The following is a 22,723-nucleotide window of genomic DNA, read 5'->3' as shown; positions in this document are numbered from 1 at the left end:
TCGTTTCAGCGGCGGCCGTTCGCCATCGGCACCGACTTCGGATCGACCGTTTCGTAGAAGCGGGAGATGATCTCCCAGGCTTCCTCGGCCGTTTCGACGAAGTGGACTAGGTCGACATCGTTGGGCGCGATCGTGCCGAACTCGGCAAGCGCCTCGAAATTGACGATCGAGCGCCAGAATTTTTCCCCGAAGAGAATGAGCGGAACCAGCGCAAGACGCCCGGTCTGCATCAGCGTCATCGTCTCGAAAAGCTCGTCCAGCGTGCCGAAGCCGCCCGGGAAAACGGTGACGGCCTTGGCGCGCAACAGGAAGTGCATCTTGCGGATGGCGAAATAGTGGAAGTTGAACGACAGTTCGGGCGTCACGTAGCGATTGGGCGCCTGCTCGTGCGGCAGCACGATGTTGAGGCCGATCGACGGCGCGCCGACATCATCGGCGCCGCGATTGCCCGCCTCCATCACGCCCGGCCCGCCGCCGGTGACGACGACATATTCCTTGTAGTGCAGCTTGGCCGAATGCTCGGAGCAGAGCCGCGCGAACTTGCGTGCTTCCTCGTAATAGACCGAGGCGGCTTCGAGGTTCTTGCGCTGCGTCTCGTTCTTCGCCGCCCAGGCGTCGCCGCCGGGCTCAGGAATGCGAGCGCCGCCGAACATGACGACGGTGGAGTTGATGCCGCGCTCTTCCAGCATCATTTCGGTCTTCAGGAGTTCGAGCTGCAGCCGGATCGGGCGCAGTTCCTCGCGGCAGAGAAAATCGTCGTCGATATAGGCGAGGCGATAGGAAGGCGAAGCCGATTGCGGCGTGACCGGAACGGTCTGTGCGCGTTGCCGGCTCTGCGAGCTGTCGGCCAGCGGATCCCAGACCCCATCTTTGCGGCGCAGAGCGCGCTTCTTCATGCGTGCCATATTCTCGTCTTTCCCGTCGCGTTCCGGACAATCGGCATCTCGTCCAGACGCGTCCTATCCTCAATCCTCGGTCATGAAGGTCGCAAGCGCATCAGCGCGCTGCGGCGGCCTTTGCGTATCCCGAACGGGTACGCGGCGCTGTAGTGCCGTGTTCGCCTCAGTTTGCCAAGCCCCGGCCACTCCAGGGACCTGAAAAGCCCTTCAACTTTTCAGGATCACGTCGTGCAGCCACCGCCGCTCAGGACGTGTCAAGGTCGCTGCAGCAGCTAGATCTGCTGCATAATTTTGTCCTTAAATCGATTCCGATTTTCGGATTTATGCAGTAGAGCTTTCGCAGGATAACCGCCGAACTTTAAGGAATTCCGATGACGAACCACGACCTCGCCTCCCTGTCGCAGACGATCGAAGCCGCCTTTGAAGACCGCGACTCCGTCAACACCGGAACGCGCGGCGCGGTGCGCGATGCCGTCGAGACGGCGCTGAACCTGCTCGACAGCGGCAAGGTCCGCGTTGCCCAGTGCGGCGAAGACGGCAACTGGACGGTCAATCAGTGGCTGAAGAAGGCCGTGCTGCTCTCCTTCCGCCTCAACCCGATGGAAATCGTCAAGGGCGGCCCGGGCCAATCGGTCTGGTGGGACAAGGTGCCCTCGAAGTTCGACGGCTGGAGCGTCAACGAGTTCGAGAAGGCCGGCTTCCGCGCCGTTCCGAACTGCGTCGTGCGCCGCTCGGCCTACATCGCCCCCAACGCCATCCTGATGCCCTCCTTCGTCAATCTCGGCGCCTATGTCGGCGAAGGCACGATGGTCGATACCTGGGCGACCGTCGGCTCCTGCGCCCAGATCGGCAAGAATGTGCACCTTTCGGGCGGCGTCGGCATCGGCGGCGTGCTGGAGCCGATGCAGGCCGGCCCGACGATCATTGAAGACAACTGCTTCATCGGCGCCCGCTCGGAAGTCGTCGAAGGCTGCATCGTGCGCGAAGGCTCGGTCCTCGGCATGGGCGTCTTCATCGGCAAGTCGACCAAGATCGTCGACCGCGCCACCGGCGACGTGACCTATGGCGAAGTGCCGCCCTACTCGGTCGTCGTCGCAGGTTCGATGCCCTCGGGCTCGACCATGGGCAACGGCCAGCCGGCGCCGAACCTCTATTGCGCCGTCATCGTCAAGCGCGTCGACGAGAAGACCCGCTCGAAGACCGGCATCAACGAACTGCTTCGGGACTGATCGCGATGACACCGGAGGGGCCGCAGCCGAGCATGACCTGGCTGTTCTTCAGCCCCTCCGGTCGCATCGGCCGCCTGCCCTTCTTTCTTTCCTGGCTGTTCTGGTTCCTGATCGGCGGCTTCATGGTCGCCCGGATGGTTGCCAACGAGGGCAATGAGACGGTGCTGGCGCTCTGGACGCTGGCATTCGTCGTCTCGAGCCTCGTCTCGCTGCCCTCCATCGCCATGCTGGCGATCAAGCGCCTGCACGATATCGGCTATCCCGGCCCGCTTTCCCTCACTCTGTTTATCCCGGTCTTGAGCCCGGTCGTCTTCATCGCCCTTTGCCTCTGGCCGGGCGATCAGGGGCCCAACGAGTTCGGCGCGCGCAGCGACGAACCCGGCCCTTGAACCCTTCGCCCCTGTACAAGAACCGCGTGAGCGCGTATGTAGCGCGCCATGACAGGCCCGCGACGTGTTGGCCGCGGCAATTGGCGCCGAGACGATCCGTTCGTCCTGGGCTCTACGACCGATATCCGAAAGACAAGATATGACTGAATTCGAAGGGATCGCGCCTGCGATCGCCGAGGCGTTGGCAAAACGCGGTTACAACGAATTGACGCCGGTTCAACAGGCGATGCGCGATCCGGAACTCGCCGGGCGCGACGCCCTGGTTTCGGCGCAGACCGGTTCCGGCAAGACGGTCGCCTTCGGCTTGGCGCTGGCGCCGACGCTGCTTGGCGACGAACGCCGCTTCGGGCCTGCCGGTGCCCCCCTGGCGCTCGCCATCGCACCGACGCGCGAACTGGCGCTTCAGGTCAAGCGCGAGCTTGAGTGGCTCTACGGTGAGACCGGCGCGACAATCGCCTCGTGTGTCGGCGGCATGGACATGCGCACCGAGAAGCGCACGCTGGAACGCGGCGCCCACATCGTCGTCGGCACGCCCGGTCGCCTTTGTGACCATATTCGCCGCAACTCGCTCGACATTTCTTCGCTGCGCGCCATCGTTCTCGACGAAGCCGACGAAATGCTCGACCTCGGCTTCCGCGAAGACCTCGAATTCATTCTCGAAGAGTCCCCGGACGATCGCCGCACCCTGATGTTCTCGGCGACCGTGCCGAAGTCGATCGCAACGCTTGCCAAGAACTACCAGCGCGACGCCGTACGCATCAGCACCGCTTCCGAACAGAAGCAGCATGTCGATATCGAATACCGCGCGCTCACCGTTGCGCCGAACGATCGCGAAAACGCGATCATCAACGTGCTGCGCTTTTACGAAGCGCGCAACGCCATCGTGTTCTGCTCGACCCGCGCCGCGGTCAACCATCTGACCGCCCGCTTCAACAACCGCGGCTTCTCGGTGGTGGCGCTTTCGGGCGAGCTCAGCCAGAACGAACGCACCCACGCCCTTCAGGCCATGCGCGACGGCCGCGCCCGCGTCTGCATTGCGACCGACGTTGCCGCCCGCGGCATCGACCTACCGGGCCTGGAACTGGTCATTCACGCCGATCTGCCAACCAACTCCGAGACGCTGCTTCACCGCAGCGGCCGCACCGGACGCGCCGGTCAGAAGGGCGTCAGCGCCCTTATCGTGCCGGTCAACCAGCGCCGCAAGGCTGAGCGCCTGCTCGACGGCGGCCGGATTACCGCGACCTGGGCACGCCCGCCGTCGGCCGACGAGGTCAGCCAACGTGACGACGAGCGCCTGCTTGCCGATACGAGCTTTGCCGAGCCGATCCGCGAGGACGAACAGGCGATCGTGGCAGCACTTATCGAGCGCCACGGTGCCGAGCAGATGGCCGCCGCCTTCGTACGCCAGTTCCGTTCCGGACGGTCCGCTCCGGAAGACCTGATCGAAGTCGCTGTCGGCGCCAAGCCGCGCCGCGACGAACGCGCACCGCGCGAGGACTTCGGCGCCGAGCGGGCCGATTTCAGCGACGGCAGCTGGTTCTCGCTGTCCGTCGGCCGCAAGCAGAGTGCGGAGCCGCGTTGGCTTATCCCGATGCTCTGCCGTCACGGCAAGCTGACCAAGCGCGACATCGGCGCGATCCGCATGCAGCAGGAAGAGACCTTCGTCGAGATGACCGCCGAAGGCGCCGAACGCTTCCTGTCGGCGATCGGCAAAGACAAGATGCTGGAGAAGGGCATCCGCGTGAAGCCGCTCGCCGGTGCGCCGGATCTGTCGCAGCAGCGCCAGGAAAAACCGAGTTTCTCGAGGGACAAGCCGAACTACTCCAAGGATAAGCCGGGCTTTGCCAAGAAGCGCCCCTATTCCGACGACGCCCCTCGCAATGACGACCGCGGCGACTTCAAGCCGAAGCGCAAGTTCGAAAAGAAGGCCGCCTATAGCGATGGGCCCGCCCATACCGAGGACAGGCCGCCGGCGAAGGGCGCCGAAAAGCCCTGGGGCAACAAGAAGAAGGGCAAGCCGGACGCTGGCAAGGACGGCGGCTTCAAGCCCAAAACCAAGCCGAAGGGCAACGCCAAGAACCGCCAGGGCTGAGCCCGGCGACGGCAACCCAAAAGCCAATCAACAAGGCGCTGCGATCCGATCGCGGCGCCTTTTTTTGTTACTCCGACGACCGGGGAGCGAGCGGTCCCGGCACTCCGCCCGGACGCTCAGCGCAACGCGGATCATGCATGGCACCGAGCCAGCGCGCGTGACGGTCAGGCAGCGTCGAGCTGCGACTGGGCGACAATCTTGACCACCCAGTCGGCAAAGACGCGCAGCCGGCTGCTCAGGTGCCGGTTCGGCGGATAGACGAGATAGATCGGCATGGGCTCGACTTCCCAATCCTCCAGCACCGGCCGCATGGCGCCGGTCTCGAGGTCCTCGCGCACCATGAAACGCGGCGCCTGAATGACGCCGAGGCCGGCTCGCGCCGCCGCGAGATAGGTGGTGGCTTCATTCGCCGCCACGGCATAGCGGCCGTTCACCTCAATCTCCTCGTTGCCGCGCTTGAAGTAGAACGGCAACTGCTGCCCGGTCTGCGGCCGGAAGTAGCCGACGACGTAGCAGTTCTTCGAGAGATCCGAGGGATGCTGCGGGATCGCGTGGCGCGAGAGGTAATCGGGCGCTGCGCAGGCGACGAAGCTCATCTCGGTGATGCGGCGTGCGATCAGGGACTGGTCGGTGAGCGCACCGACGCGAATGGCGCAATCGACATTCTCGGCCACGTAGTCCACCGTCCTGTCCGAGACCCCGAGGTCTATCTGGATGTCGGGATAACGCTTGTGAAACTCCGGTAGCGCGGGGATCACGATCAGGTTGGCAATCGCGCTTGCCATCTCCACCCTGAGCCGTCCCTTCGGCAAGGTCTGGGCGCTCGAAAGACTGCCGTCGAGTTCGTCGAGGTCGGTCAAAAGGCGTGCAGCGCGTTCGTAATAGAGCGCGCCATCGGGCGTTACCAGCACCCGGCGGGTGGTGCGGTTCAGAAGTTTTGTGCGCAGATGCGCCTCCAATCCCTGGATGAGATTGGTCAATGTCGCCTTGGGCATATTCAGCGAAGCGGAAGCGCGGGTGAAATTTCCGGTTTCGACGACCCGGAGAAAGGCGCGCATGGCCGTGAGCTGGTCCATTTTCAAGAGCCGTAATTGTTCGAGAATACGAATAGTGTAATCAGATTGAAAAGACTATTCCAGACAGAAGACAATGCTATTCTCCTATCGTGGCGTGTTGTCGCCACATGTGGGTTTGGCTCGGGCCGAAGGCAAGAGAGATGGGCGAACAGTTCAAAGTGGAGACGATGCAGACGGGCCAAGGCTCGTGCACCGCACGCGTCTACCGCGGCGAGACCCTGCTCAATCCGCCGCCGATCGTACTGCACCTGCATGGTGGCTCCTTCGTCGGCGGAACGATCGCTGCCGGCGAGCGCGTTGCCGAGGCACTCGCGGCAGCCGGAGCGGTGGTGATATCTCCGGAATATTCCGCGGCCTGCCTCAACCCCTTTCCCGCGGCCCTCGATGTCGCCTATGCCATGCTGTCGTCGATGCGCGCGCGCTGCCCGCAGTTCGCACACAAGAAGTCGTCGCTGTTCGTGGCCGGCGAAGAGGCTGGCGGCAATGTCGCCGCCGGGGCCGCGCTGATGGCGCGAGACCAGTATCTGACCGATCTCAAGGGCCAGATCCTGCTGTCGCCGATGCTGGATCCGTGCCTGGCAACGGCATCGTTCCGTCAATACTGTCCCCAGTCCTCGGCGCAATCGATCGCCGACGGCTGGCAGCGCTATCTCGGCCAGAACGGTGGCTTCACCCACCCTTACGCCGCGCCGGCCCACTGTACGCGGCTCGCCGGCCTCGTGCCTTCGCTGATCGTGACCAGCGAAGAGTGCCCGATGCGCGACGAGGCTGAAGCCTATGCCGAGCGCCTGCGCAAGGCGGGCGTGGCGGTGGAATCCCACGTGCTGCCCGGACGCGCCGGATGGTTGCCGCAGAACGCAGGCACCGGCGAAAGCTGGTCGGCACAGCAGAAGGAAATTACCGGCATCTTCGCCCGCTTCTTCCAGAAGGCGGGGGCAAAGCCGGCGGAAATGACGGTGCGTTAGGCGGGGCCGCTCAGAGGCTCATTCCCCGATCTGGCATCGAACGCAAAGCGCCGGCTCCCAACCGGCAAGGAGAGAAAAGATGACATCGACAGTGACCCGCCGGGCCCTCTGGGGCGCCGGCCTGAGTATCCTTTTGTCTGTCGGCGGCGGCGCCGCCGTCATGTTCGGCCTGCCGCAGCATTTCGAGGCCGATGCCGCGACCGATGCGTCCGCCGCTCCTCCGCCGGCCGTGCCGGTCTCGGTGGCGCGGGCGCAGTCCAAGCGCATCACCACCTGGGAGGAATTCTCCGGACGCCTTGAAGCGATCGAGCGTGTCGAGGTGCGCCCGCGCGTCGGCGGCGCCATCCTGAAAGCCCACTTTCGCGAAGGTGCGCTGGTCAAGCAGGGCGACCTCCTGGTGACGATCGATCCCGAGCCCTATGCCGCAGCCGTCGAGCGGGCAAAGGCCCAGGTCGAGGCTGCCGAAGCGCGTGTTTCGCTCGCCAAGATCGAGCTCGAGCGCGGCCGCAAGCTGGTGACCACCAGCGCCGTGCCGCAGAGCAGCGTCGACCAGCGCGCCAGCGCCTATGACGAAGCTCAGGCGGAGGTGCGTTCGGCCAAGGCGGCGCTGCGCACGGCCGAACTCGATCTGCAATACACAGAGGTCCGTGCGCCGATCTCCGGCCGCGTCGGCCGGCTCGACGTCACCGCCGGCAACCTCGTTGCTGCCGGTTCCGCCTCGCCTGTGCTGACAACGCTCGTCTCGGTCGATCCAATCTATGCGAGCTTCAACGCCAGCGAAGAAGTGGTCACCACCGCTCTCGCCCGGCTCGCAGCATCGGCCGGCGGCAACGCGATCGAGCGCCTGCCGGTCCAGGTCGGCACCGCCGCCGACGAGGGCACGCCGATCTTGGGCCATATCCAGCTCATCAACAACGAGGTGGATGCGGCAACCGGCACGATCCGGGTACGCGCGGCGCTTGAAAACGCCGACGGCAGGCTGATCCCCGGACAGTTCGTCCGCATCCGCATCGGCGAGCCGGACCCCGAGGAAAAGCTTGTGATCAGCGACCGCGCCATCGGCTCCGACCAGGACAAGAAATTCGTCTTCGTCGTCGGCACCGACAACAAGGTCGAGTATCGCCAGGTGAAGCTGGGGCCGAATTCCGACGGTCTGCGCATCGTCGAAAGCGGCCTGAAGTCCGGCGAGAACATCGTCGTCAACGGCCTGCAGCGGGTTCGCCCCGGCGTCGTCGTGGCGCCGCAGCAGGTCGAGGAAACGACCGCCTCTATCGCCAAGTAATCCCGGCGCCTCTTCGCCCGGTGTGAAGAGGCTCCAGCCAAGGCATCACTCTGCAGACATGGCCGCGCGGCGCGTTTTTTCGCCGCGCCCGCCGGAGGTCTGCCCGAACGCATCCCAAGGGGGATACCATGAACTTCTCACGCTTCTTCGTCGACCGCCCGGTCTTCGCGGGCGTATTATCGGTCCTGATCTTCGTGGCCGGCCTGATCGGCATGACCGGTCTGCCGATCTCCGAATATCCCGAAGTCGTCCCGCCGCAGATCGTCGTGCGCGCGCAATATCCGGGCGCAAACCCGGCCGTCATCGCCGAAACGGTGGCGACACCGCTTGAAGAACAGATCAACGGCGTCGAAGACATGCTCTACATGCAGAGCCAGGCGACCGCCGATGGCCTCATGACGCTGACCGTCACCTTCGCGCTCGGCACCGATCCGGACCAGGCGCAACAGCTCGTCCAAAACCGCGTCTCGCAGGCCGAGCCGCGGCTGCCCGAGGAGGTGCGCCGCCTCGGCGTCACCACCGTCAAGAGCTCGCCCGACCTTACCATGGTCGTGCACCTGCTTTCGCCCAACGGCCAGTACGACATCAACTATCTGCGCAACTACGGTGTGCTCAACGTCAAGGACCGGCTGGCCCGCATCGAAGGTGTCGGCCAGGTGCAGATCTTCGGCGGCGGCGACTATTCGATGCGCATCTGGATCGACCCGCAGAAGGCAGCCGAGCGCGGCCTTGCCGCAGGCGACATCGCCAACGCGGTGCGCGGCCAGAACGTCCAGGCGGCGGCCGGCGTCATCGGCGCCTCGCCTTCCGTCCCGGGTCTCGACCTGCAGCTTTCCGTCAACGCGCAGGGCCGTCTGCAGACGCCTGAGGATTTCGAGAACATCGTCGTCAAATCCGGCGCCCAGGGCGAAGTGACTCGGTTGGGCGATGTCGCCCGCGTCGAAATGGGCGCGTCCGAGTACTCGTTGCGCTCGTTGCTAGACAACAAGCCGGCCGTCGGCATGGCGGTCTTCCAGGCACCTGGATCGAACGCGATCCAGATTTCGGACGACGTCCGCAAGGCCATGGCCGAGATGAAGCTCACCATGCCTGAAGGCGTCGACTACGGCATCGTCTACGACACGACACAGTTCGTGCGCGCCTCGATCGAATCCGTGGTCGACACGCTGCTCGAGGCGATCGCGCTGGTCGTGCTCGTCGTCATCATCTTCCTGCAGACCTGGCGCGCCTCGATCATCCCGCTCGTCGCCGTTCCGGTCTCGATCGTCGGCACCTTCGCCGTCATGTATGTCTTCGGCTTCTCGATCAACGCGCTCAGCCTCTTCGGCCTCGTGCTTGCGATCGGCATCGTCGTCGACGACGCGATCGTCGTGGTGGAAAACGTCGAACGCAACATCGAGCAGGGACTGTCGCCGGTCCAGGCGACCTACCGCGCCATGCAGGAAGTCTCGGGTCCGATCATCGCGATCGCGCTGGTGCTCGTCGCGGTGTTCGTGCCGCTCGCCTTCATCACCGGCCTCACCGGCCAGTTCTATCGCCAGTTCGCGCTGACGATCGCCATCTCGACCGTGATCTCGGCGCTCAACTCGCTGACGCTCTCCCCGGCGCTGGCTGCCCTTCTCTTGAAGGACCACCACGCGCCGAAGGACTGGCTGACGCGGGTGATGGACAGGCTTTTCGGCTGGTTCTTCCGCGGCTTCAACCGCTTCTTCGGGGCAAGCTCGGAAGCCTATGGCCGCGGTGTGGGTCGCATCCTGACACGCAAGTCGCTGATCATGGTGGTCTATGTCGTGCTTCTCGGCGTCACCTTCACGCTGTTTCGCGCGGTCCCCGGCGGCTTCGTACCGGCGCAGGACAAGCAGTACCTGATCGGCTTTGCCCAGCTTCCGGACGCAGCCACGCTCGACCGCTCGGAAGACGTGATCAAGCGGATGAGCGAAATTGCGCTCAAGCACCCGGGCGTCGAAAACGCCATCGCCTTCCCGGGCCTGTCGATCAACGGCTTCACCAACTCGTCGAACTCCGGCATCGTCTTCGTCGCGCTCAAGCCCTTCGAGGAACGCAAGACGCCTGAACTGTCCGGCGGCGCGATCGCCATGCAGCTCAACCAGGAATTCGGCGTCATCCAGGATGCTTTCATCGCCATGTTCCCGCCGCCGCCCGTCCAGGGTCTCGGAACGACCGGCGGCTTCAAGCTGCAGCTCGAGGACAAGAACGGCCTCGGTTACCAGGCGCTCGACGAGGCGACCAAGGCCTTCCTCGCCAAGGCCTACCAGGCACCGGAGCTGGCCGGTCTCTATTCGAGCTACCAGATCAACGTGCCGCAGCTCTATGCCGACCTTGACCGCGTGAAGGCACGCCAGCTCGGCGTGGCCGTCACCGACGTCTTCGAGACGCTGCAGATCTACCTCGGCTCGCTCTACGTCAACGACTTCAACGCCTTCGGCCGCACATACAGCGTGCGCGTCCAGGCGGATGCGAACTACCGCAGCCATGCCGACGACATCGGCAAGCTGAAGGTGCGTTCGCAATCCGGCGAGATGATCCCGCTGTCGGCGCTTCTCAAGGTCGAGCAGACGGTCGGCGCCGAACGGGCGATCCGCTACAACGGCTTCCTGTCGGCCGACATCAACGGCGGCCCGGCACCGGGTTTCTCGTCCGGCCAGGCGCAGGAAGCCATCGAACGCATCGCCGCTGAAACCCTGCCTCCGGGCATCGGCTACGAATGGACGGACCTGACCTACCAGCAGATCCTGGCTGGCAACTCCGGCATCCTGGTCTTCCCGCTGGCGCTGTTGCTCGTCTACCTCGTGCTTGCGGCCCAGTATGAGAGCCTGACGCTGCCGATCGCCATCATCCTGATCGTGCCGATGGGCATCATGGCGGCACTCGTCGGTGTCTGGCTGACCGGAGGCGACAACAACGTCTTCACCCAGATCGGTCTGATCGTCTTGGTCGGGCTATCGGCGAAGAATGCCATCCTCATCGTCGAGTTCGCCCGCGAACTGGAACTGTCGGGCAGCACGCCGGTCAAGGCGGCGATCGAAGCGAGCCGGCTGCGTCTGCGCCCGATCCTGATGACCTCGATGGCCTTCATCATGGGCGTGGTGCCGCTTGTCATGTCGACCGGCGCCGGTGCGGAAATGCGCTCGGCCATGGGTATCGCGGTCTTTGCCGGCATGATCGGCGTCACCGCCTTCGGCATCTTCATGACGCCGGTGTTCTACGTGCTGATCCGCAAGCTCGCTGGCGAGCGGCCTCTGAAGCACGCGGGAGCCCATATCGAGGCGCCGCATCTCGCACCCGGAGAATAAGCCCTTCTCCATTCCCTTCGCGATCTTCAGGCGGGCCGGATCCTTCCGGCCCGTTGAAGCTGCGGCGCTGCGCCTCCGCCCAGGCGCGGCGCCGTTCTGCGTTCGACGTCACAGTTCCCGTCTCGCGTGCCCCATCCTGCGTGACAGTTCGCTGGCGATCGGATAAACCAGCAGCCTCCATTCCCAAGGCCCTTCGTGGCCATGCAGACGGCATAACGTTAGATGACCTCCACCGATCCGATCGCCAATCTCGCCACCCTCATTCGTTGCCCCTCAGTCACCCCGGCCGAAGGCGGCGCGCTTGCAGCCCTTGAAGCCATGCTGAAGCCGCTCGGCTTCGCGGTCGACCGCGTGATGGCCAAGGAGGCTGGCACGCCCGACATCGAGAATCTTTATGCGCGGCTTGGAACCGAAGGCCCGCATCTGATGTTTGCCGGGCATACGGACGTCGTTCCCGTCGGCGACGAGGCCGCCTGGAGCCACGGTCCGTTTTCGGCCGACATTTCCGGCGGCGAGATGTATGGCCGCGGCGCCGTCGACATGAAGGGCGGCATCTCCTGCTTCGTCGCGGCAATCGCCCGCCATGTCGAAAAGCATGGCGCCCCGAAGGGCTCGGTCTCCTTCCTCATCACCGGCGACGAAGAGGGACCGGCGATCAACGGCACCACCAAGCTCTTGCAATGGGCGGCCGACAAGGGCGAGCGCTGGGATGCGTGCCTGGTCGGCGAACCGACCAACCCGGAGAGCCTTGGCGACATGATCAAGATCGGCCGGCGCGGCTCGCTGTCCGGCCGCATCACCGTTCATGGCGTGCAGGGGCACGCGGCCTATCCGCACCTTGCCGACAGCCCTGTGCGCGGCATCCTGCAACTGACGCAGGCGCTGATGGACCCGCCCTTCGACAACGGCACCGAGAGCTTCCAGCCGTCCAATCTCGAAGTGACGACGATCGATGTCGGCAACAGTGCCGTCAACGTCATTCCGGCCAAGGCGACGGCCGCCTTCAACATCCGCTTCAACGACACATGGACGGCGGATAGCCTGATGGCCGAGATCATCGCCCGGCTCGACCGTGCCGCGGCAAGCGGTAGCCTGCGTCCGGACCGCGCCCCCGTTCGCTACGAAATCGTCTGGGCCGAGCGCCCGAGCCACGTGTTTCTCACACGCAACAACGCGCTGATCGATTCGCTCTCCGGCGCGGTCGAAGCCGTCACGGGGCGCCAGCCGAAGCTGTCGACGACCGGCGGAACCTCGGATGCGCGCTTCATCAAGGACTATTGCCCGGTGGTCGAGTTCGGCCTCGTCGGCCAGACGATGCACATGGTCGACGAACGGGTCGCCGTCGCCGACCTCGAGACCCTGACCAATATCTATGAAACCTTCATCGCCCGCTGGTTCGGCCATGCCGCTGCTTGATGAGGTGCTTGCCTATATCCGGGGGCTCTGGCTCCTGGCGCAGGGTAACGAAGAAGGCTTCCGCTGGCTCGATTTCAGCGAGAGTGGCCTCTGGCGCTCGTTCACGTCCATGCTCTGGTGCCTGCCGGCGATCGCCGTCACCTGGGCGTCCTGGCGGCTCTACTACCTCTCGGTCATGCCTGATGGCACCACGATCGGCATCGGCTTCATCTTCAAGCTGCTCGTCGTCGATCTCGTCAGCTGGCTCTTGCCGCTGGTGCTGATCGCCGTTCTCTCGCGCCCACTCGGATTTGCCGGAGCGGTGGTACCGATCGTCGTTACCACAAACTGGCTCTCGGTTCCGCTCTCCTACGCCATGGCAGTGCCGGCGGCGATCCGTGTCGTCATTCCCGGGAGCCAGGGGCTGACGAGCTTCATCTGGTTGACGCTGCTCGTCATCAGCGTTGCGGTGCTCTTCCGGCTCTTGCGCATGGTGACCGGCAACCAGACGCTGCTTGCCTCGGCGCTGACGGCGCTGTTCCTGTTGCCGTCGATGATGATCGGCGATCTCTTGCAGCGCTTCTTCGGTCTGATCCCGACAAGCTAGGACTTCGGGATCAGTAGTCCACCTGAAGGAAATAAAGCCCATCGGGCGGCGCCACGGGGCCGCAGGCCTTGCGGTTGCGGGCCTCAAGCGCTGCCTGCAGATCATCCGGCGTCCACTTGCCTTCGCCCGCCAGCTTCAGCGAGCCGGCGAAGGAGCGGATCTGGTTGTGCAGGAAGCTCTGCGCCGTTGCGCGGATCTCTATAACGCCGGCGACAAGCGCGACGTCCAGCCGATCGAGCGTGCGCACCGGGCTCGCCGCCTGGCAATGGGCGGAGCGGAAGGTGGTGAAGTCATGATGGCCGACGAGGCGCTGGGCGCCTGCATGCATGGCTTCATGGTCGAGCGGCTTCGGCACCCACCAGGCGCGCCGGGCTTCAAGCGCCAGCGGCGCGGGCCGCGAGATAATGCGGTAGAGATAGTGGCGGCGCAGCGCCGAGAAGCGCGCGTCGAATTCCTCGGACACTTCCTCGGCCCCGAGGATCGCCACCCGCTCGCCCGCAAGCCCCAGATGGGCATTTAGCGCGTTGCGCAGCGTGTAGGGCTTCCACGGACGCGTGAGATCCGCATGCATGACCTGGCCACTGGCGTGCACACCGGAATCGGTGCGGCCGGCGCCGCGGATCGACACGGTCTCTCCGGTCAGCGACAGGATCGCCTTTTCGATCGCCCCTTGGACGGACTCTCCGTTGTCCTGCCGCTGCCAGCCGACATAGTCCGAGCCGTCATATTCGACGGTCAGCTTGAACCGCGGCATCAGCCGACCCTCGTGCCGGGCGCAACCGGCGTTCCGCGCAGGAAATCGGCCACACCCAACGCCTTGCCGCCGGCGCGCTGCAGGCGGGTGAGCCGAACGGCGCCCTCGGCGCAGGCAATCGCCAGGTTGTCGTCGAGCACCATGCCGGCCTCGGCCTCGCCGGAAGCAGGCTCCGAGTTCAGAACCTTGATGCGTTCCGGCTTGCCAGCGATCTCAAGTTCGAACCAGGCGCCCGGGAATGGCGACAGGCCACGGATATGGTCGTGCACCTCGCGGGCGGGACGGGTGAAATCGATGCGGGTTTCCGTTTTGCTGATCTTCTGGGCGTAGACGACGCCGTCCTCGGCCTGGACCGTCAGCGGCAGATCGCCGGCCTCGAGCTTCGCCATCGCTTCCCGCATCAGACTGGCGCCGACCTGCATCAGGCGATCGTGCAATTCACCCCCGGTCATCGTCTCGCCGATCTGAACCGTCTTGGTGAGGGCGACCGGGCCGGTATCGAGCCCCTTTTCCATCTTCATCACCATCATGCCGGTCTCGTGGTCGCCGGCCATGATCGCGCGCTGGATGGGCGCTGCACCGCGCCAGCGCGGCAGCAGCGAGGCGTGGCCGTTGTAGCAGCCGAGCTTGGTGCCGGTGAGGATGGCCTCAGGCAGAAGCAGGCCATAGGCGACGACGACGGCGACGTCGGCGTCGAAATCACGGAAGGTCTGGCGGTCCGCCTCGTCCTTGAAGTTGACTGGCGTCAGCACCGGAATGCCCAGAAGCTCGGCCGCCTGGTGCACCGGCGATTTCTGCAGATCGAGCCCGCGGCGGCCACCCGGCCGCGGTGGCTGGGTGTAGACGGCGACGATCTGATGACCGGCCTCGGCAAGTGCCGCCAGTGTCGGCACCGAAAATTCCGGTGTGCCCATGAAGATGATGCGAAGCGACAAGGCGGTAACTCCGTCCTTTCAGATCACTTCATGCGGGGAAACGGCGAAATGATCTCATTCTCTAAAAACAGGACAATTCCAGGAAAGCCGTTTCACGCTCTTCCTGGAATGTTCAATGGGTTCCCGCCTTCAAAATTTCGCGTGATCTTCCGCGATTGAAGGCTCAGATCGCCTTTGCGCCGCGCGTCTTGGCAGCCTTGGTGAACTTGCGGATCACCATGTCGCGCTTGAGCTTGGAGATGTGGTCGATGAACAACACGCCGTTCAGGTGGTCGATCTCGTGCTGCAGGCAGGTGGCGAGCAGGCCTTCGGCCTCGATCGTCTGTTCCTTGCCGTCGCGGTCGAGGTGCTTGACGGTGATGACGGCGGGGCGCTCGACCTCGGCGTAGTAGTCCGGGATCGACAGGCAGCCTTCCTCGTAAACCGAATAGGTGTCGGACGAAGCGACGATCTCGGGGTTGATGAAGACAAGCGGCGTCTTCTCGTCGCCCTCTTTCGAAACGTCGAGCACCAGCATGCGCCTGGCGACACCGATCTGGATCGCGGCAAGGCCGATGCCGGGGGCATCGTACATGGTTTCGAGCATGTCATCGGCCAGACGGCGGACGTCCGCGTCGACGGTTTCGATCGGCGTTGAAACCTGGCGAAGCACAGGATCGGGAAGGATGATAAGCGGCTTGATGGTCATGATGCTCCCATAGCCGATCTTTCCATCGACGCGCAAGGAAATTGCCTTGCCACCTGCGGCACCCGCTCGTCCCTCGTCGGGCGTTAACCGCCGCGCACACATGTTCTCGTTTTGATCTACACTTCGCGAGAGAATCTGTTAGGTTTGGCGCATGGAACCCGCGCCCCTTCCCTTCGCCCAGCCGTTGTTTTTCATCGGCACCCTGCCGATTACCCTGGGCCATCTGGCGATTGCCGCCGGCCTTGTGCTGGCTGTTGCCGGCCTGATGGCGCTCTCGCGCCGGCGCAATCCCCGCGACGACGAGCGGCAGGAACAGATGGCAATGCTGCTGGCAGCACAGACGGAGATGCAAGGGCGGGTCGCGGCCATGGCCGAGGTGTTCGGCGCCCGGCAGGCGGAGCTCAACCAGACACTCAGCCAGCGCATCGACGGCATGACCCATCGCATCGGCGCCTCGATCAGCGAGCAGACCAAGGCGACACACGAGAACCTACGCCGGCTGCAGGAGCGCCTCGCGGTCATCGACACGGCCCAGAACAACATCCAGTCGCTCGCCAAAGACATGGCCGGACTTCAGGCGATTCTATCGAACAAGCAGACGCGCGGCGCCTTCGGCCAGTCGCGCATGGAAGCGATTATCGCCGACGGGCTGCCGATGGGTGCCTTCGAATTCCAGGCGACGCTGTCGAACGGGGCGCGGCCCGACTGCACCATCCGCATGCCGAACGGCCAGCCGCCGCTGGTCATCGACGCCAAATTTCCGCTCGAAGCCTGGAACGCGATGCGGGATGCTCCGACCCCGGAGCGGCGCCTGCAGATCGCCCAACTCTTTCGCCGCGACATGGAAACGCACGTGCGCGACATCGCCGGCAAGTATCTGATCCCGGGCGAGACGCAGGACACCGCCTTCCTCTTCGTACCCTCGGAATCGATCTTTGCGGAGATCCACGAGCATTTCGAAGCGATCGTGCAGAAGGCGCATCGCCAGCGGATCGTCATCGTCTCGCCCTCCCTGCTGCTGTTGTCGATCCAGGTGATCCAGGCAATCCTCAAGGATGCGCGCATGCGCGAGCAGGCGCACCTGATCCAGGGCGAAGTCGCGCGGCTGATGGAGGATCTCGGCCGTCTCGACGAGCGCGTGCGCAAGCTGCAGGGCCATTTCGCCATGAGCCAGAAGGATGTCGAGGACATCCTCGTTTCCTCCAGCAAGCTCACCCGCCGCGGGGCCAAGATCGAGGCCCTAGAGCTGCAAGCGGAAGGCGGCACACGGGACGCGGACGAACCACGTGCCGCGGTCGACAATCGGGTCGGGCAATTGCGCCTGCGGGTGGTTGACGAGGACTGAGGCTGTCGGGCACTCTCCGGCCCAATTCGCAAAGCCGACAGGATAGTTTCACATGATTACTGTTTTTGGGTCCATCAACATGGATCTGATCGCCACCACCGCACGCCTTCCGAAGCCCGGCGAAACCGTCGCCGGCACCAGCTTCTCAACCGCCGCCGGCGGCAAGGGCGCAAACCAGGCGCTGGCCGCACGGCGTGCCGGCGCGACGGTGCAGATGGCAGGCGCAGTAGGAAAGGACAGCTTTGCTGACGGCGCGCTCGAGCTGTTGAAGGGTGCGGGCACCGACCTGTCGTTGACCAAGACGGTCAGCGAGCCGACCGGCACCGCCCATATCCTCGTCGGCGGCGACGGCGAAAATGTCATCGTCGTCGTCGCCAGCGCCAATGCGACGGTCGATGAAGCCGATGCGGTGAAGGCCGTCGACGGCATGAAGCCCAGCGATACCTTGATGCTGCAGCTCGAAATTCCGGCCGCCTCGGTCGAGAAGGCGCTCACCGCCGCCAAACAGAAGGGCGTGCGTTCGGTCATCAACATCGCGCCGCTGACACCGGAGGCAGCCCGCCTCGGCCGCCTCGCCGATATCGTCATTGCCAACGAAACCGAATTCGAACTGCTGGCCGGCAAGAGCGGTATCGGGAGTACTGAGCGCGAAGAAGCGATGAAGGCGCTGCACGCGGAGACCGGCCAGACGGTCATCGTCACGCTTGGCGCCGAAGGCGTGGTGGCCGTACATGAAGGCGAGATCCAGCGCGCCAAGGGCCTGAAGATCGAGCCGGTCGATACCGTCGGCGCCGGCGACACCTTCTGCGGATATCTCGCAGCCAGCCTCGATGCCGGCATCGCCTTCCCCGACGCTCTGCGCCGCGCAGCAGTCGCCGGCTCTCTCGCCTGCCTGAAGAGCGGCGCCCAGCCCTCGATCCCGCTTGCTGCGGACGTGGCCTCGCGTCTCTAAATCCTGCGCGAAAAAGCACGCACTTGAGACGGGCGAAGTCGCCCGTCTCATTTTTCCCAGGCCCTGGCCCGCATAGATTTCACCCTCCCGACGGCCGCTTGCGCAATCCGGACAGCCGATGTCGCGGACATAAAACTTTGCGTGCAATTTTATGCAAGCGATGCGTAAAACAGCGTCCGTGTTGGCCCTATCTTAAGAATCTCCAGTCTATTCAGGACCGTGAGAAAACCGGCCGAAGCGCCTGGTCGTCTCCAACATGCCGGTCGGCATCTGACGCTCCATGATGGAGTTCACCCCCATTGCGAAATGCGTCCACCGCAGGTGAAAACCTGCGAACCTCCCAGCACGTGAGGATTTCATGTTCAAGTTCCAAGCCAAATCGCTGGCGACCAAACTGATCGCGGTGACAGGCGGCACGATCGCACTTGTCCTGCTTGCCTCGAATTTCGTTCTCATATCCCAGACCCAGGACCGCGTCGAAACGCTGGTCCTCGAACAGGCTGGCGGCGAAGCCCGCGCGATAGCCTCCGACATTGCCGGCGACATCGGCGAGCTTGCAAGTGCTGCCCGCTCGATGGCGGGCATCCTCGGCCGCGCACACGCCGAAAAGTCGCTGGAGCGCACCGGGGTGATCAACATCCTCAGGGCAAACCTCGAGCAGAACCCGTTCGCCTTCGGCAGCTGGTTCGCGGAAGAACCCAAGGCTTTCGATGGTCGCCAGGAAGACCTCGTCAACAACAAGGAACTGGGCGGTAACGACAAGGGCATCTTCACGCCCTATTGGTCGAAGAGCCGCACCAACGAAATCCAGTACTCCACTTTCGGCGCTGACTATGCGGCCGAGTGGTACAAACTCGCTGCAAAAAGCGGCAAGGGTGCAATCACCCAGCCCTACACCGCGCAGGACACCGACGTTCCGACCGCGATGAGTTCGATCGCCTACCCGGTCATGTCCGGCGGCAAGCTTCTCGGCGTCACCGGCGTCGACATTTCGCTCGCCTCGCTCGGCGATGGCCTCTCGAAGCTGAAGCCCTTCGACACCGGCCGCGTCTACCTGCTGTCGCAGACCGGCAAATGGCTGGTCGCGCCGATCCCGGACCTTCTGCTCAAGGAGTATGACGGCGAAGGCAACGAGGTCGTCAAGAACGCGCTCGCCTCCGGCAAGCCGGGCATCATCTCCAACCTCTCCTATGACGGCAACGAGCCCTTCGACCGTCTCGTCTATCCGTTCACTCTCTCGGGCGTGAACACCAGCTGGGTCGTGCTCGTCGACGTGCCGCGTACCGCGATCAATGCGCCGGTCAAGGATCAGACCTACATGATGATCGTCGGCGGCCTCGTCGTGCTCGGCGCTGTGTTGCTCGGTCTCTATCTCGCGGTTCGTGGTTTCGTGCAGAAGCCGCTGGCAAGCCTCGTCAAGGACGTGAACGACCTCAGCCACGGTGACTACACCAAGGCGATCGCCGGCCAGGATCGTTCCGACGAAACCGGTGAAGTCGCCAAGGCGCTCGAAGGCTTCCGCCATCAGCTTGCCGACACCAAGCGCCTCGAAGGCGAAGCCCGCCATGAGCGCGAACAGGCCGAGCGCGAACGCGGCCGCTCGGAAACCGAGCGTGCAGAATCGAGCGCGCTTCAGCGCGACATCGTCGCCCGCCTCGGCAAGGGTCTCTCGCATCTGTCGTCCGGCGATCTCGCATTCCGCATCACCGACGATTTCCCGGGCGAATACGCGCAGCTCAAGCGTGACTTCAACGCGGCGATGGAAAGCCTCGAAGAGACGATCCGCACCGTCAACCATTCGGTCGTCAACATCGGCAACGGTACCAGCGAAATCAGCAGCGCCGCCAACGACCTGTCGCACCGGACCGAACAGCAGGCTGCAAGCCTGGAAGAGACAGCAGCGGCTCTTGACGAGCTGACCTCGCAGGTCAACGCCAGCGCCGAAAACGCCAAGGTCGCCGCCAAATCGGTGGATGTGGCCAGCAGCGATGCCGGACAGTCGGGCGAAGTGGTGCAGAAGGCGATTGCCGCGATGAAGGGCATCGAGCAGTCCTCGCACGAAGTCAGCCGCATCATCGGCGTCATCGACGAAATCGCCTTCCAGACCAACCTTCTGGCGCTGAACGCCGGTGTCGAAGCAGCGCGTGCAGGTGAGGCCGGCAAGGGTTTTGCCGTCGTCGCCCAGGAAGTGCGCGAACTCGCCCAGCGCTCTGCCAATGCCGCCAAGGAGATCAAGACATTGATCAACACCTCGGCCGGCCAGGTGCGCGAAGGTGTTGATCTCGTCGGCAAGGCCGGTGGCGCGCTCGAAAAGATCGCCGAGCAGGTCGTGCAGATCAACGGCCTCATCCGCCAGATCTCCAGCTCCGCTTCGGAACAGGCCGTCGGCCTGAAGGAGATCAACTCTGCCGTCAACCAGATGGACCAGGTAACCCAGCAGAACGCCGCGATGGTCGAGGAAACGACCGCGGCCGGCATGGCGCTCAACGAAGAAGCCCGAACGCTCAACACGCTCGTGGCCCGCTTCCGGGTCGCGCAGGCGACCGCATCGGCCCAACCGTCCTCGGCGGCTATGCTGCGTGGCACGGCCGAGCGCATGCGCGCGGCCGAACGCCCCGCTCCGGTCCCGGCCCCCGCCCGCGAGGCGCGGCCCGCTCCGGCGGCGAACCCATCGCGAAGCAATTACTCGGCTTCGACGCAGCGGGTGCTGACCCAGACCTCCGGCGCCAACGCGCTTGCCCAGGACAACTGGGAAGAGTTCTGATCAACGGAACGACAAAAGAAAACGGCGCCTCTCGGGGCGCCGTTTTTGTTTGGACTACGATGATTGAGCCGAGGCTCAGATGCGAGCCAGCCGCTCGGTCAAAAGGTCGAAGAAGCCCTGGTCGTCGACGAAGCGCATGACCTTGGCGTTGTGCGGCCGGCCGGTGACCTGCCACCAGTCGACGACGGTCATGCCGGCCGTCAGCTCCGACTTGGTCTCGATCTCGACGTTGCAATCGCGGCCGGTGAAAAGCTCGGGGCGCAACAGATAGGCAATGACCGTCGGATCGTGCAGCGGGCCGCCATCGGTGCCGTACTTCTCGATATCGAAGCGCTCGAAGAATTCGAGCATCTCGGCCATGGCGATCGCCGGGCGGCTGCCGATGTCGCGGATCTTCTGGACGCGCGCCTTGTGGGTCAGCACCCGGTGGGTGACATCGAGCGGCATCATCACGATCGGAATGCCCGAACGGAAGACGATGTCGGCTGCCTCGGGATCGACGTAGACGTTGAATTCGGCGGCGGGCGTGATGTTGCCGCCTTCGAAGAAGCCGCCACCCATCATCACCAGTTCCTTGACCCGCTGCGCAATGTCAGGCGCCTTCTGCAGGGCCAGCGCGATGTTGGTGAGCGGGCCGAGCGTGCAGAGCGTCACGGTGCCCTCTGGCTCCTTTCGCAACGTCTCGACGATGAAGTCGACCGCATGCTGCTCCTCGAGCTTCATTGTCGGCTCGGTAAGCTCTGGGCCGTCGAGGCCGGTCTTGCCGTGCACGTGCTCGGCGGTCACCAGCGGGCGAGCAATCGGCTTGTCGGCGCCCGAGAACACCCGAACCTTCGGCCGGTCGCAGAGCTCGCACAGGATGCGCGCATTGCGGGCCGTCAGTGCCAGCGGCACGTTGCCGGCGACCGCGGTGATGCCGAGCAGGTCGATCTCTTCCGGACTGCCGAAGGCGAGCATGATGGCGGCGGCATCGTCCTGCCCGGGGTCGGTGTCTATGATTATCTTTCTCGGCACGGGCACTTTCTCGTCCTCCCTGGACCACGTTGTTCGGCGCGATCGATACGTTGCATTGGGCCGGACGGGAGTAAACGCCCTGGCGTTCCTTTGTCCCATTCCCGGATTCTGCGAGAGCGGACTATGATTTGCGTGCACGCCGGAGGCAAGCGGCTTGCACTCATTGCGCACAGCTACCATATTGCGGAAAGGATGCTGCAAGGCAGGTCCGAACAACGGTCGCTTGATCTCGCAAGGACTTGAAGAATGAGCCGTATTACCCCTTTTACGAGCCCGCTTCTGCTGGGTTTCGATACGATGGAAAAGACCCTTGAGCGGATCGCCAAGGGCAACGACGGATACCCGCCCTACAACATAGAACGCGTTCGCGGCGATGCCTCGACCGACGAACCGGAACGGTTGCGCATCACGCTCGCCGTGGCAGGCTTTTCCGAAGAAGACCTCGAAGTCACCACCGAAGAGAACCAGCTCGTCATCCGCGGCCGGCAGATCGACAACGGCGACCGCGATTACCTGCACCGCGGCATTGCGGCACGCCAGTTTCAACGCACTTTCGTGCTCGCCGACGGCATGAAGGTTCTGGGCGCGGAACTGCGCAACGGCCTGCTCTCCGTCGACCTCGTTCGTCCCGAACCGGTTCGTATGGTAAAGAAAATTAACATTTCAGTCCCAGAGTAGGATAACCGGCGGGATTCTCCCCTCACCGGCGACCACGGAGTGTCACCATGGGACTGAAAGACATCAGCTCGTCGCTGTCGAAGAACGACCTCGCACATCTCGGCGAAGGCGAAATCGGCTACATCCGGAAAATGCGCTCGGAAGAAGTCTCGCGCTGCTTCCCGGAAGCGCCGGAGATGGGACCGGGTATCGATCTCTGGGCGCTCTTCGGTGCCGACGGTACGCCGATCCTTCTGACAGACAACCGTTCCAGCACCTTCTTCAAGGCGGCCGAGGACGATCTGAAGACGGTCACCCTGCACTGACAGGCTGCCGTCGGTGGAGACGGCAATCGGACGCTTGAAT

The 22,723-nt window shown here is 64.2% G+C and carries 19 protein-coding genes; 13 read left to right on the top strand and 6 right to left on the bottom strand.

The window, feature by feature from the left end; translation table 11 throughout:
* Nucleotides 1–5 precede the first annotated feature (5 nt).
* Nucleotides 6–905, bottom strand: coding sequence for an LOG family protein (locus AC3WVQ_RS00350; protein WP_077962548.1), 900 nt, complete (start codon nt 903–905; stop codon nt 6–8).
* A 365-nt stretch (nt 906–1,270) separates the two neighbouring features.
* On the opposite strand from AC3WVQ_RS00350, the gene dapD reads away from it, so the two are divergent.
* The 3 genes from dapD (at nt 1,271) to AC3WVQ_RS00335 (ending at nt 4,609) form a co-directional block, all read left to right on the top strand.
* Complete coding sequence (gene dapD / locus AC3WVQ_RS00345) at nt 1,271–2,128, top strand: 2,3,4,5-tetrahydropyridine-2,6-dicarboxylate N-succinyltransferase (protein WP_090295087.1); 858 nt, start codon at nt 1,271–1,273, stop codon at nt 2,126–2,128.
* Nucleotides 2,129–2,133: 5 nt separating this feature from the next.
* Nucleotides 2,134–2,517: a DUF805 domain-containing protein gene (locus AC3WVQ_RS00340; RefSeq protein ID WP_034797357.1), complete on the top strand. Its 384-nt coding sequence runs from the start codon at nt 2,134–2,136 to the stop codon at nt 2,515–2,517.
* A 139-nt stretch (nt 2,518–2,656) separates the two neighbouring features.
* Nucleotides 2,657–4,609 carry a DEAD/DEAH box helicase gene (locus tag AC3WVQ_RS00335; RefSeq protein WP_090295088.1) on the top strand — a complete coding sequence of 651 codons (1,953 nt, stop codon included), beginning with the start codon at nt 2,657–2,659 and terminating at the stop codon, nt 4,607–4,609.
* A 164-nt stretch (nt 4,610–4,773) separates the two neighbouring features.
* Here AC3WVQ_RS00335 and AC3WVQ_RS00330 read toward each other — a convergent pair whose 3' ends face one another.
* Nucleotides 4,774–5,685 carry a LysR family transcriptional regulator gene (locus AC3WVQ_RS00330; protein WP_034797362.1) on the bottom strand — a complete coding sequence of 304 codons (912 nt, stop codon included), beginning with the start codon at nt 5,683–5,685 and terminating at the stop codon, nt 4,774–4,776.
* A gap of 140 nt (nt 5,686–5,825) precedes the next feature.
* Between AC3WVQ_RS00330 and AC3WVQ_RS00325 the strand changes: the two genes are divergently transcribed.
* From AC3WVQ_RS00325 to AC3WVQ_RS00305, 5 genes are all read left to right on the top strand, one after another.
* Entirely contained in the window at nt 5,826–6,650 is an 825-nt protein-coding gene (locus AC3WVQ_RS00325; protein ID WP_034797364.1) for an alpha/beta hydrolase fold domain-containing protein, read from the top strand.
* Between the two features lie 79 nt (nt 6,651–6,729).
* On the top strand, nt 6,730–7,932 hold the full coding sequence (locus tag AC3WVQ_RS00320; protein WP_034797366.1) for an efflux RND transporter periplasmic adaptor subunit: 1,203 nt from the start codon (nt 6,730–6,732) through the stop codon (nt 7,930–7,932).
* A gap of 128 nt (nt 7,933–8,060) precedes the next feature.
* Nucleotides 8,061–11,246: an efflux RND transporter permease subunit gene (locus AC3WVQ_RS00315; RefSeq protein ID WP_060519801.1), complete on the top strand. Its 3,186-nt coding sequence runs from the start codon at nt 8,061–8,063 to the stop codon at nt 11,244–11,246.
* Between the two features lie 222 nt (nt 11,247–11,468).
* A complete protein-coding gene (gene dapE / locus AC3WVQ_RS00310; protein WP_090295090.1) occupies nt 11,469–12,662 on the top strand; it encodes a succinyl-diaminopimelate desuccinylase in 1,194 nt (397 codons plus the stop codon).
* On the top strand, nt 12,649–13,248 hold the full coding sequence (locus AC3WVQ_RS00305) for a hypothetical protein (RefSeq protein ID WP_090295091.1): 600 nt from the start codon (nt 12,649–12,651) through the stop codon (nt 13,246–13,248). Before dapE ends, AC3WVQ_RS00305 begins: the two co-directional genes overlap by 14 nt.
* A gap of 10 nt (nt 13,249–13,258) precedes the next feature.
* Here AC3WVQ_RS00305 and truA read toward each other — a convergent pair whose 3' ends face one another.
* The 3 genes from truA to def all read right to left on the bottom strand — a co-directional run bounded on the left by truA (nt 13,259) and on the right by def (nt 15,625).
* Entirely contained in the window at nt 13,259–14,002 is a 744-nt protein-coding gene (truA, locus tag AC3WVQ_RS00300) for a tRNA pseudouridine(38-40) synthase TruA (protein WP_090295093.1), read from the bottom strand.
* Complete coding sequence (gene fmt, locus AC3WVQ_RS00295) at nt 14,002–14,937, bottom strand: methionyl-tRNA formyltransferase (protein ID WP_492382561.1); 936 nt, start codon at nt 14,935–14,937, stop codon at nt 14,002–14,004. Before fmt ends, truA begins: the two co-directional genes overlap by 1 nt.
* A 163-nt stretch (nt 14,938–15,100) precedes the next feature.
* On the bottom strand, nt 15,101–15,625 hold the full coding sequence (gene def / locus AC3WVQ_RS00290; RefSeq protein WP_034797616.1) for a peptide deformylase: 525 nt from the start codon (nt 15,623–15,625) through the stop codon (nt 15,101–15,103).
* 151 nt (nt 15,626–15,776) lie between these two features.
* On the opposite strand from def, the gene AC3WVQ_RS00285 reads away from it, so the two are divergent.
* The 3 genes from AC3WVQ_RS00285 to AC3WVQ_RS00275 all read left to right on the top strand — a co-directional run bounded on the left by AC3WVQ_RS00285 (nt 15,777) and on the right by AC3WVQ_RS00275 (nt 20,686).
* Nucleotides 15,777–16,970 (top strand): DNA recombination protein RmuC, encoded by a 1,194-nt coding sequence (locus AC3WVQ_RS00285; protein ID WP_090295096.1) that lies wholly within the window; start codon nt 15,777–15,779, stop codon nt 16,968–16,970.
* Between the two features lie 52 nt (nt 16,971–17,022).
* A complete protein-coding gene (locus tag AC3WVQ_RS00280) occupies nt 17,023–17,922 on the top strand; it encodes a ribokinase (protein WP_090295098.1) in 900 nt (299 codons plus the stop codon).
* Nucleotides 17,923–18,280: 358 nt separating this feature from the next.
* Nucleotides 18,281–20,686: a methyl-accepting chemotaxis protein gene (locus AC3WVQ_RS00275; protein ID WP_110818539.1), complete on the top strand. Its 2,406-nt coding sequence runs from the start codon at nt 18,281–18,283 to the stop codon at nt 20,684–20,686.
* Nucleotides 20,687–20,761: 75 nt separating this feature from the next.
* Here AC3WVQ_RS00275 and AC3WVQ_RS00270 read toward each other — a convergent pair whose 3' ends face one another.
* Nucleotides 20,762–21,706 carry a nucleoside hydrolase gene (locus AC3WVQ_RS00270; protein WP_060519791.1) on the bottom strand — a complete coding sequence of 315 codons (945 nt, stop codon included), beginning with the start codon at nt 21,704–21,706 and terminating at the stop codon, nt 20,762–20,764.
* Nucleotides 21,707–21,946: 240 nt separating this feature from the next.
* Here AC3WVQ_RS00270 and AC3WVQ_RS00265 point away from each other — a divergent pair, with 240 nt between their 5' ends.
* Together AC3WVQ_RS00265 and AC3WVQ_RS00260 are read left to right on the top strand one after the other, a co-directional pair.
* Complete coding sequence (locus tag AC3WVQ_RS00265) at nt 21,947–22,378, top strand: Hsp20 family protein (protein WP_034797386.1); 432 nt, start codon at nt 21,947–21,949, stop codon at nt 22,376–22,378.
* A gap of 47 nt (nt 22,379–22,425) precedes the next feature.
* Nucleotides 22,426–22,683, top strand: a complete 258-nt coding sequence (locus AC3WVQ_RS00260) for a BQ00720 family protein (protein WP_034797387.1) — start codon at nt 22,426–22,428, stop codon at nt 22,681–22,683.
* Nucleotides 22,684–22,723: the final 40 nt, after the last annotated feature.

This window comes from Ensifer sp. EB106-05-01-XG146 (assembly GCF_058791875.1).
The sequence above is the reverse complement of the archived record's forward strand: the minus strand, read 5'-3'. Positions and strand labels throughout refer to the sequence as shown.

Bases quoted from the DNA above. Each gene is read 5' to 3' on its own strand.
- AC3WVQ_RS00285 (WP_090295096.1), top strand. From the start codon at position 15,777: ATGGAACCCGCGCCCCTTCCCTTCGCCCAGCCGTTGTTTTTCATCGGC.
- AC3WVQ_RS00320 (WP_034797366.1), top strand. From the start codon at position 6,730: ATGACATCGACAGTGACCCGCCGGGCCCTCTGGGGCGCCGGCCTGAGT.
- def (WP_034797616.1), bottom strand. From the start codon at position 15,625: ATGACCATCAAGCCGCTTATCATCCTTCCCGATCCTGTGCTTCGCCAG.
- dapD (WP_090295087.1), top strand. From the start codon at position 1,271: ATGACGAACCACGACCTCGCCTCCCTGTCGCAGACGATCGAAGCCGCC.
- AC3WVQ_RS00260 (WP_034797387.1), top strand. From the start codon at position 22,426: ATGGGACTGAAAGACATCAGCTCGTCGCTGTCGAAGAACGACCTCGCA.
- AC3WVQ_RS00350 (WP_077962548.1), bottom strand. From the start codon at position 905: ATGGCACGCATGAAGAAGCGCGCTCTGCGCCGCAAAGATGGGGTCTGG.
- dapE (WP_090295090.1), top strand. From the start codon at position 11,469: ATGACCTCCACCGATCCGATCGCCAATCTCGCCACCCTCATTCGTTGC.
- AC3WVQ_RS00265 (WP_034797386.1), top strand. From the start codon at position 21,947: ATGAGCCGTATTACCCCTTTTACGAGCCCGCTTCTGCTGGGTTTCGAT.
- AC3WVQ_RS00315 (WP_060519801.1), top strand. From the start codon at position 8,061: ATGAACTTCTCACGCTTCTTCGTCGACCGCCCGGTCTTCGCGGGCGTA.
- AC3WVQ_RS00330 (WP_034797362.1), bottom strand. From the start codon at position 5,685: ATGGACCAGCTCACGGCCATGCGCGCCTTTCTCCGGGTCGTCGAAACC.
- AC3WVQ_RS00275 (WP_110818539.1), top strand. From the start codon at position 18,281: ATGTTCAAGTTCCAAGCCAAATCGCTGGCGACCAAACTGATCGCGGTG.
- AC3WVQ_RS00305 (WP_090295091.1), top strand. From the start codon at position 12,649: ATGCCGCTGCTTGATGAGGTGCTTGCCTATATCCGGGGGCTCTGGCTC.
- AC3WVQ_RS00340 (WP_034797357.1), top strand. From the start codon at position 2,134: ATGACACCGGAGGGGCCGCAGCCGAGCATGACCTGGCTGTTCTTCAGC.
- truA (WP_090295093.1), bottom strand. From the start codon at position 14,002: ATGCCGCGGTTCAAGCTGACCGTCGAATATGACGGCTCGGACTATGTC.
- AC3WVQ_RS00280 (WP_090295098.1), top strand. From the start codon at position 17,023: ATGATTACTGTTTTTGGGTCCATCAACATGGATCTGATCGCCACCACC.
- AC3WVQ_RS00335 (WP_090295088.1), top strand. From the start codon at position 2,657: ATGACTGAATTCGAAGGGATCGCGCCTGCGATCGCCGAGGCGTTGGCA.
- AC3WVQ_RS00325 (WP_034797364.1), top strand. From the start codon at position 5,826: ATGGGCGAACAGTTCAAAGTGGAGACGATGCAGACGGGCCAAGGCTCG.